Consider the following 7835-nt stretch of genomic DNA (forward strand, 5'->3'; position numbering starts at 1 on the left):
GAGCTGGCCGGCCGGGTGCGGGTTGAGCCGCGCCCGCACCGCCCGCACGGCCGCCCGCACCCGCGCGGCGGGCGCCTCGTCACGAAGCAGGCCGGCCAGGAGTGACACGTCCGGTTCGGGAAGCATGTCCTCCTGGGGGAAGACCAGCCGATAGATCGGGTCGCCGGGCACGTCGGACCAGTCGATCAGCTCGTCGACGACGTAGGAGTTCGTCCGGAACGGCAGCACCTCCGCCACCGCCCGTACGCGCAGCCGCGCACCGGGATCGGGAAATGCGCGTTTCAGCAGCTCGTCCAGGTGTTTGGCGGTGTAGGCGCGAAATCCTCGTGTCCCCGTCCCGGTCAGCGTCACTCGTCGTGGTTCCTCTCCCGAAGCTCCGCGGCCGCGTCACGCGCCCGCCCGTCCCGTACCTTCACCGTGACGCGGCCACCGGGCCCCAGGTTCCGGACCTACTAAAAATATGAGTAAAACTTGCCATATATCGCGACATATCTTGAGTTGGGCTACTCTGGAGGGCGTGAGTTCTCTTACGCCCTTCGACGCGGAGGGCACCACCCGGCGCGCCCCTGACACCGCCCAGCGCGCGTCCGACGCCGACCGCGACCGCGTCGCGGCGATCCTCGGCGAGGCCCTGGCCACCGGCCGCCTCACCAGCGTCGAGCACACCGACCGGCTCGAGTCGGCGTACTCGGCCGTCACCGTCGGCGACCTGCTTCCCCTCACCCGTGACCTGCCCGAGGTCTCCGGCGCCGCCGCCGTGACCTTCAGCGGCGACCGCCAGGAGGTCGCCGCGGTGTTCAGCAAGATCATTCGAGGTGGCCGCTGGGTCCCCGGGCGGCACACCACCCTGCGGTCCACGTTCGGCGCCCTGATCGTCGACCTCACCGACGCCGTGCTCCCCGGCCGGGAGATCACTCTGGACCTGAACTCGTTCTGCGGGAAGCTCATCGTCCGGGTCCCCGCCGACGCGCGGGTCATCGACGAGGGCACCGCGATCTTCTCCAAGCGCCACGTCTCCGGTGGCTCCCCGCGGGAGGCCGCAGACGGCCCGCTCATCCGGGTCACCGGACGCGCGCTGTTCGGCAAGGTGGTGGTCTCCCGGGGCGCCGCGGACTGGCACTGGCCCTGGCGCGCGCAGTAGCCGCCCCGCCACCTACGATGCGGGACACACACTGATTCCGCACGAGGTGACCGCTTGGACGGCATTCCGCCGGTAGCCCTGGACGCCATGGGAGGCGACAACGCCCCTGGCGAAGTCGTCGCGGGAGCCGTCCGGGCGGTGCGGGACCTCGGCGTCCCCGTCGTCCTGGTCGGCGCGCCCCCCGCGCTCACCGAGGAGCTCGACCGGCACGGCGCCGGCTCGGAGATCCCGATCGTGCGCGCCGAGGAGACGATCGCCATGGACGAGGGCGCGCTGGCCAGCCTGCGCCGGCCCCGCTCCAGCATCGCCATCGCCTGCCACCTGGTGCGCAGGGGGGACGCCTGCGCCGTCGTGTCGGCCGGGTCCACCGCCGGCGTGGTCGCCACCGCCAAGCTCCGGCTGCGCGCGCAGCCCGGCGTGCTGCGCCCGGCGATCGCCGTCCCGCTGCCCACCCGGCCGCACCCCACGGTGCTGCTCGACGCCGGCGCGACCGCCGACGTGAAACCCGAGACGCTCGTCCAGTTCGCCCAGCTCGGCGCCGCCTACGCCGAGACCGCGCTCGGCGTGCCGGCGCCGCGGGTCGGGCTCCTTACGATCGGCGGGGAGCCGGGGAAGGGCAACAAACTCGTCAAGCGGGCGCACGAACTCCTCGACGCCGCGCCCGGACTCGACTTCACCGGGAACGTCGAGGGCCACGACCTGCTCAACGGCGTCGTCGACGTCATCGTCACCGACGGGTTCACCGGCAACGTGGCCCTCAAGACCATGGAGGGCAGCGTCCGCTACGCGTTCGGCGAGCTTCGCGCCACCCTGGACGGCGGGCGGCTGGCCCGGCTGGGCACGCTGCTCCAGCGGGGCCGGCTGCGCGAGCTGCGCCGCCGGCTCGACCCGGAGGCGTACGGCGGCGCGGCACTGCTGGGACTGAACGGCACCGTGGTGATCGCGCACGGCTCCTCCCGGGCCGGGAGCGTCGCCGCGGCGTGCGCGCTGGCCGCCACCCTCGCCCGGCAAGGCACCGTCGCCCGGGTCGGCGAGCGCGTCACCTCCTCGGCGCAGAAACAGCACCGCCGATGGTGAGCCGCCGGGGGGTGCGGACGGCCGATCGGTGAGGTGGTGATCAGCGGATATCCTTGGCGCATGACCGACCCGCAGCTCGTGCTCGCCGAACGGGTCCAGCAGGCGCTGGCCGCCGCGTTCGGCCCGGAGCACGCAGGCGCCGACCCGCTGATCCGGCCCTCCCAGTTCGCCGACTACCAGGCGAACGTCGCGCTGAGCCTGGGCAAGCGGCTGCGACGCCCGCCGCGGGAGGTCGCGCAGGCCATCGCCGACGCCCTCGACCCCGGTGACGTCTTCGGGGCGGTCGAGGTGAGCGGCCCCGGCTTCCTGAACATCACGCTGAACGACGAGTGGATCGCCGCGGCCGCCGGCGCCGCGCTCGCCGACCCGCGCAGCGGTGTCGGCCTGGCCACCCCGCCGCAGACCGTCATCGTCGACTACTCCGCGCCGAACGCCGCCAAGGAGATGCACGTCGGTCACCTGCGCACCACCATCGTGGGCGACTCGCTGGTGCGGCTGATGGAGCATCTGGGCAACCGCGTCGTCCGGCAGAACCACCTGGGCGACTGGGGCACCCCGTTCGGCATGCTGATCGAGCACCTGCTCGACATCGGCGAGGCGCGGGCCCTGGCCCGGCTGGAGGCCGGTGAGGGCAGCGAGTACTACCAGGAGGCCCGGGCCAAGTTCGACGCCGACCCCGCCTTCAAGGAGCGCTCGCGCCGGCGGGTGGCCACCCTGCAGTCGGAGGAGCCGGAGACCATCCGGCTGTGGCGGCTGTTCATGGACGCCACGATCCGCTACTTCAACCGGGTCTACTCCACCCTCGGGGTGACGCTGACCGACAGCGACATCGCCGGTGAGAGCATGTACAACCCCATGCTGGCCGAGACCTGCGCCGACCTGGAGTCCTCCGGGGTCGCGGTGCTCAGCGAGGGCGCGCTGTGCGTCTTCCCGCCCGGTTTCACCGGCAGTGACGACCGGCCGCTACCGCTGATCATCCGCAAGAGCGACGGCGGGTACGGCTACGCCACCACCGACATGGCCGCCATCCGCTACCGGGTGCGCGACGTGAAGGCCGACCGCATCCTCTACGTCGTCGGCGCCGACCAGTCGCTGCACTTCCAGATGATCTTCGCTGCGGCCCGGCAGGCGGGCTGGCTGACCGACGAGGTGTCCGCCGAGCACATCCAGATCGGCATGATGCTCGGCTCGGACGGCCGCCGGTTCCGCACCCGCAGCGGCGAGGCGGTCAAGCTGACCGATCTCCTCGACGAGGCCGTCGAGCGCGCCTCGGCCGCGATCGCCGAGCGGGGGTACGACGAGGCCACCCGGGCCGAGATCGCGCACAGCGTGGGCATCGGCGCGGTTAAGTACGCCGACCTGTCGGTCGGCCACGACAGCGAGTACGTCTTCGACTTCGACCGCATGCTGTCGTTCACCGGCAACACCGGCCCGTACATGCAGTACGCGACCGCGCGGATCCGCTCGATCTTCCGCAAGGGCGGCATCGACCCGGCCGAGGCGACCGGGCCGATCCGGCTGGACGAGGCCGCCGAGCGCGAGCTGGCCCTGAAGCTGCTCTCGTTCGGCACCGTGGTCGAACACGCCGCCGCCGGCGCCGAACCGCACCGGGTCTGCGCCTACCTGTTCGAGACGGCGAGCGCCTTCACCACCTTCTACGAAAAGTGCCCGGTGCTGCGTGCGGACGTCGACGCCGGCACCCGCGCCTCCCGGCTCGCGCTGTGCGCGCTCACCCTGCGAGTCCTGCAGACCGGCCTGCACCTGCTCGGCGTCCCCGTCCCCGACCGCATGTGAAACCGGCACGGTCCCGGTCCGGACCCCGCATGGGGACCGTGCCGCGACCGGGTGGGAGTGGCTTGACCGCCCCCACCCGCCGGCCGGGCGCGGCGGAGACGGCCGGGCGCGCCGGCCTGCACGAGGCGGCGGTGCGCGAGCGGCGTACAGGCGGCATGCACCGCCGGAGTGGTTCGCTGCGTTCTGGTAGTAGGAATCAGGACTGACCGGTCAACTCCCGTGACCGAATCGGCGTGCCGCCGGACATGATCGGGCGGAACGAACTAACCTGGGCGCGGTCCTGGGAGTGCCCCCGAACCCTGGCCGACGGGGCCTTCCTCACGCCTTGGGGGAGTTGCCCGCTTTGAGCAGCATCGATCTGACCGCCGAGCCTGATGTCCCCAGGCCCGTGAACGCTACGGAGCCGGATCATCACCCCGATCACCCGGTCGGCGCCCGGCGGAGCCCCGGAACCGGCGAAACGCCGTCAGCGGCGACCGTGGCGGCGAAAGCGGAAACGGCGACGAGCGACGAGCCGACCGCACACGCCGAGGCGACGGCCACCCACGCCGAGGCGACCGCCGTACCCGACGAAGTGACCGCCGCGCACCACGAGGCGACCGCCGTACCCGACGATGTGACCGCCGCGCACCACGAGGCGACCGCCGTACCCGACGAGGCGGCGGTCGCGGAGTTCCGGGCGTACACCGACGCACTGCTCATCCGGCTCGCCGTCGACGGCACCGCACCCGGTGAGCCGCCGCCCGCCGGCGCCCCACCGCAGGGGTGGCTCGGCCCCGCCGTCGAGGCACTCCTGCTCATCCTGGCCGGCGAGGACGCCCTCGATCCGCTCGCCCGGGCCGGCCGGCGCGACGAGACCAGCACCGCCCTCTTCCTTTGCCTGGCGCTCGCCCTCGGCGGCCACGGCGACCGAGTGCACGCCTCCTGGCTCGGCACCGCGTTCGGCGAGCTCGCGACCGACCGGCCGGTGACCGCCGGGCAGCGCGCCCTGTGGGTCGCGGCGGCCCGCGGCGCGTACGGCCCGGCCGGAAAGATCTTCGTGCTGCGCCGGCTGGACGCGGCCTCCGTATCCTCCACCGCCGATCCGGACCGATGGCTCAGCGTCCTGGTCCCGGACGAGCCGGCGCCTGGCGTCGGCTCTCCGGCGCTGAGCGCCCTTCCCACGCTGGCCGAGGTGCCGGACATCCACGGCCCGATCCAGGCCGCGACCAGGCTCTCGGCGCTGCGCCGGCGCTGCGCCGAGATCACCGCCACCCGCCGCTCGGCGCCGGCCTCGGCGGACACCACCGTGTCAGGTGCGCCCACGGCGAGCGCCACGGCCGCTTCCCGGGCCGAGAACGCCGGCTCCCGGCTCGAGGACACCACCTCCGGTCCCACGAACGCCGGTCCCACGAACGTGGACACCAGTGCCACCACGGAGCCGGGGCCGGACGTCCCGTCCGCGCCGTCCGGCGGCCGAGACAGCACTTCGTCCGCGCCGGCCGCCATCACCGGGCCGCAGGACTCGAACGCCGGACCACAGCAGAACGGCGAACCACAGGAGCCGGCGGCCGGCCTGGCACCTGCGCCGTCCACCGCACCGGCCGGGACGCCGCCGGAGGACGAGTCGCTACGTGCCTTGCGCGCCATGGTCCGCGACGGTGCGGCGGCCGCCGGCCCCATGGCGGAGGAGACCGGCACCCTGACCGGTCACCTGCTGGACGACCTGCGTCCAGGTGCCGATCCGCACCTGGCGGCCATCGCGTTCCACGTGGCCACCCCGGTGGTCCGCGCGACCGCCGAAGAGCTCGCCCGGGCGACCAGGGTCGCGCCTCCCGAGGAGATAACCGTCTCCCTCCTCGGCAACGACGTCGTGCTGCGTCCCGAAGGGCCGGACGTGGACAGCATCACCGCCGCCGAGGAAAGGATCAGGGCCGGCAGCGAGGCCCGGCTGGCACCGCGCTGGCTGGTGTACGGCCCGGCCCTGCTGCCCGTCGTCGCGCTGGTCCTGGCCTTCACCGTGTCCGAGCTGTTCGCGGTGGCCGCGCTGGTCCTCGGCGGGGTCGCCGGGTTCGTCCTGTGGCGCCGTACCGTCCGTGAACAGGCCGAGGCCCGCCGGGTGGAGAGCGAGACCGCCCGGCTGCGTGAGGAGGCCGAGGCGGCCGTGTGGGCGCTGCACGACTACGCGCGGGAAGGCACCCGCCGGGCCGAGACCGCGGCCGAGGACCTGGCGGAGATCACCCGCCTGCTCCGCCGCGGCCCGGCCGTCGCCGCGCAGCGCTCCTGACATCCCGCCCGCGGCCCGGCCGGCCCGGGCCGCCGGTCACCCGGCTCGGGCTACGTCGTGGTGATCTCGACGTCGGCCGGAGCGAGCAGGAAGACCTTGTCCGCGATCCGCTCGATGCGGCCGTCGCAGCCGTAGGTCAGGCCGGCGGCGAAGTCGACCATCCGGGTGGCGTCGGCCAGCGACATGCCGGTCACGTCCATGATGACGGCCTGGCCCTCCCGGAAGTGCCGGCCGACGGTCAGCGCGTCCGAGTACTTCTGCGGGCGGATCATGAGGATCCGGGCGAGATCTCCGTTCGCGGCCCAGCGCATGGCGGCACGCTCCGACGCGGGCATCCGCCCATCCTCGTACTCTTCGTACTCGTACGACTCGTCGTACTGCTCTCCATCGCCCAGGCCAAGGTAACTCACCACCCTGCGCACTGCCCCCATCGGCTTCCCTTTCCGCGAGAACCGGCCCCAATCGCCGTGCCCCGACACAAATGACCGTAACCGACGCGTCGCCCGGGGCGGCGCGACACGCCCATACCGTTTTGATTTTGCCCGGGATTCGGGGTGGTATCGACTGGTTATCCGGGGGCGGATAGGATCATGACATGCGTCTCTTCACCGTCGATTCGTTCACCGATCAGCCCTTCAAGGGTAACCCGGCGGCCGTCTGCCTGCTGGACGATGCCCGGCCGGACGAGTGGATGCAGGCCCTGGCCAGAGAGATGCGACACTCCGAGACCGCCTTCGTCCAGGCCGGGCCCCCTGGCGACCCCTACGTGCTGCGCTGGTTCACCCCGGCCGTGGAGGTCGCATTGTGCGGCCATGCGACGCTCGCGACCGCGCATGTGCTGTATTCCACCGGACTGGATTCCGGCGTCCTCCGATTCGCCACGAAAAGCGGAATTCTTAGCACGGATCAGCTCGATCACGGATTTATCTCGATGGATTTCCCCGCTTATCCGCCGGCCGAGGTCGCTCCGTCGGCCGCACTCGGCGCGGCGCTCGGCGCGACGCCGACCTGGGCCGGGATGAGCCGGATGGACATGCTGGTCGAGCTGGAGTCGGAGAAAGCGGTCCAGGAGCTCGCCCCCGACATCGACGCCATCGCCGCCCTCGACACCCGTGGTGTGTGCGTCACCGCACGGGCCGCCGATTCCACCGCGGGCATCGATTACGTGTCCCGTTTCTTCGCCCCTCTCGCCGGCGTTCCGGAGGACCCGGTGACCGGCTCCGCGCATTGCATGCTGGCGCCGTATTGGTCGGGAAAACTCGGCGAGCCGGCGCTCGTCGGCGCTCAGCTGTCGGAGCGGACCGGCGTCGTGCACACCACCATGCGCGGTGACCGGGTCCAGCTCGCCGGCCAGGCCGTCACCATCTGGTCCGGCCACCTCCAGGTCTGAACTCCCCTCGGACGAACTCCGCGCGCCGCCGGCCCTCGGCAGGAGGGTCGGCGCGACGGGCGCCAAGCCATCCCGGGGTTTCACGCAGGATCGAAATGCCTGGCCTCCTGCGTTCGCATACTCCGGGCTCGGAACCACGCCAGAGCAGCCGCCCGCGGGCCGGTCGG

6 protein-coding genes and 1 pseudogene are annotated in these 7835 nt (G+C 72.6%); 5 read left to right on the forward strand and 2 right to left on the reverse strand.

The features are described 5' to 3' along the window. Positions 1–351: pseudogene (locus Sru01_RS23005) on the reverse strand (lysine 2,3-aminomutase); the annotation flags it as partial. 166 nt (positions 352–517) lie between these two features. Between Sru01_RS23005 and Sru01_RS23010 the strand changes: the two are divergent. The 4 genes from Sru01_RS23010 to Sru01_RS23025 all read left to right on the forward strand — a co-directional run bounded on the left by Sru01_RS23010 (position 518) and on the right by Sru01_RS23025 (position 6278). Then, a complete protein-coding gene (locus Sru01_RS23010; protein WP_239137669.1) occupies positions 518–1141 on the forward strand; it encodes a DUF1707 SHOCT-like domain-containing protein in 624 nt (207 codons plus the stop codon). A gap of 54 nt (positions 1142–1195) precedes the next feature. After that, complete coding sequence (plsX, locus tag Sru01_RS23015) at positions 1196–2218, forward strand: phosphate acyltransferase PlsX (protein WP_275412204.1); 1023 nt, start codon at positions 1196–1198, stop codon at positions 2216–2218. A 60-nt stretch (positions 2219–2278) separates the two neighbouring features. Beyond that, positions 2279–4012 carry an arginine--tRNA ligase gene (argS, locus tag Sru01_RS23020; protein WP_203989753.1) on the forward strand — a complete coding sequence of 578 codons (1734 nt, stop codon included), beginning with the start codon at positions 2279–2281 and terminating at the stop codon, positions 4010–4012. Between the two features lie 478 nt (positions 4013–4490). After that, complete coding sequence (locus Sru01_RS23025) at positions 4491–6278, forward strand: hypothetical protein (protein WP_203989756.1); 1788 nt, start codon at positions 4491–4493, stop codon at positions 6276–6278. 50 nt (positions 6279–6328) lie between these two features. On the opposite strand, the gene Sru01_RS23030 is transcribed toward Sru01_RS23025, so the two are convergent. Beyond that, positions 6329–6688, reverse strand: a complete 360-nt coding sequence (locus Sru01_RS23030; protein ID WP_373869537.1) for a cell division protein SepF — start codon at positions 6686–6688, stop codon at positions 6329–6331. A 185-nt stretch (positions 6689–6873) separates the two neighbouring features. On the opposite strand from Sru01_RS23030, the gene Sru01_RS23035 reads away from it, so the two are divergent. Then, positions 6874–7668: a PhzF family phenazine biosynthesis protein gene (locus Sru01_RS23035; RefSeq protein WP_203989760.1), complete on the forward strand. Its 795-nt coding sequence runs from the start codon at positions 6874–6876 to the stop codon at positions 7666–7668. Positions 7669–7835: the final 167 nt, after the last annotated feature.

The sequence above is a fragment of the Sphaerisporangium rufum genome, assembly GCF_016863395.1.
Lineage (GTDB): Bacteria > Actinomycetota > Actinomycetes > Streptosporangiales > Streptosporangiaceae > Sphaerisporangium > Sphaerisporangium rufum.

Excerpts from the sequence above, each read along its gene's own strand:
- Sru01_RS23035 (WP_203989760.1), top strand. The coding sequence starts at position 6,874 with ATGCGTCTCTTCACCGTCGATTCGTTCACCGATCAGCCCTTCAAGGGT.
- argS (WP_203989753.1), top strand. The coding sequence starts at position 2,279 with ATGACCGACCCGCAGCTCGTGCTCGCCGAACGGGTCCAGCAGGCGCTG.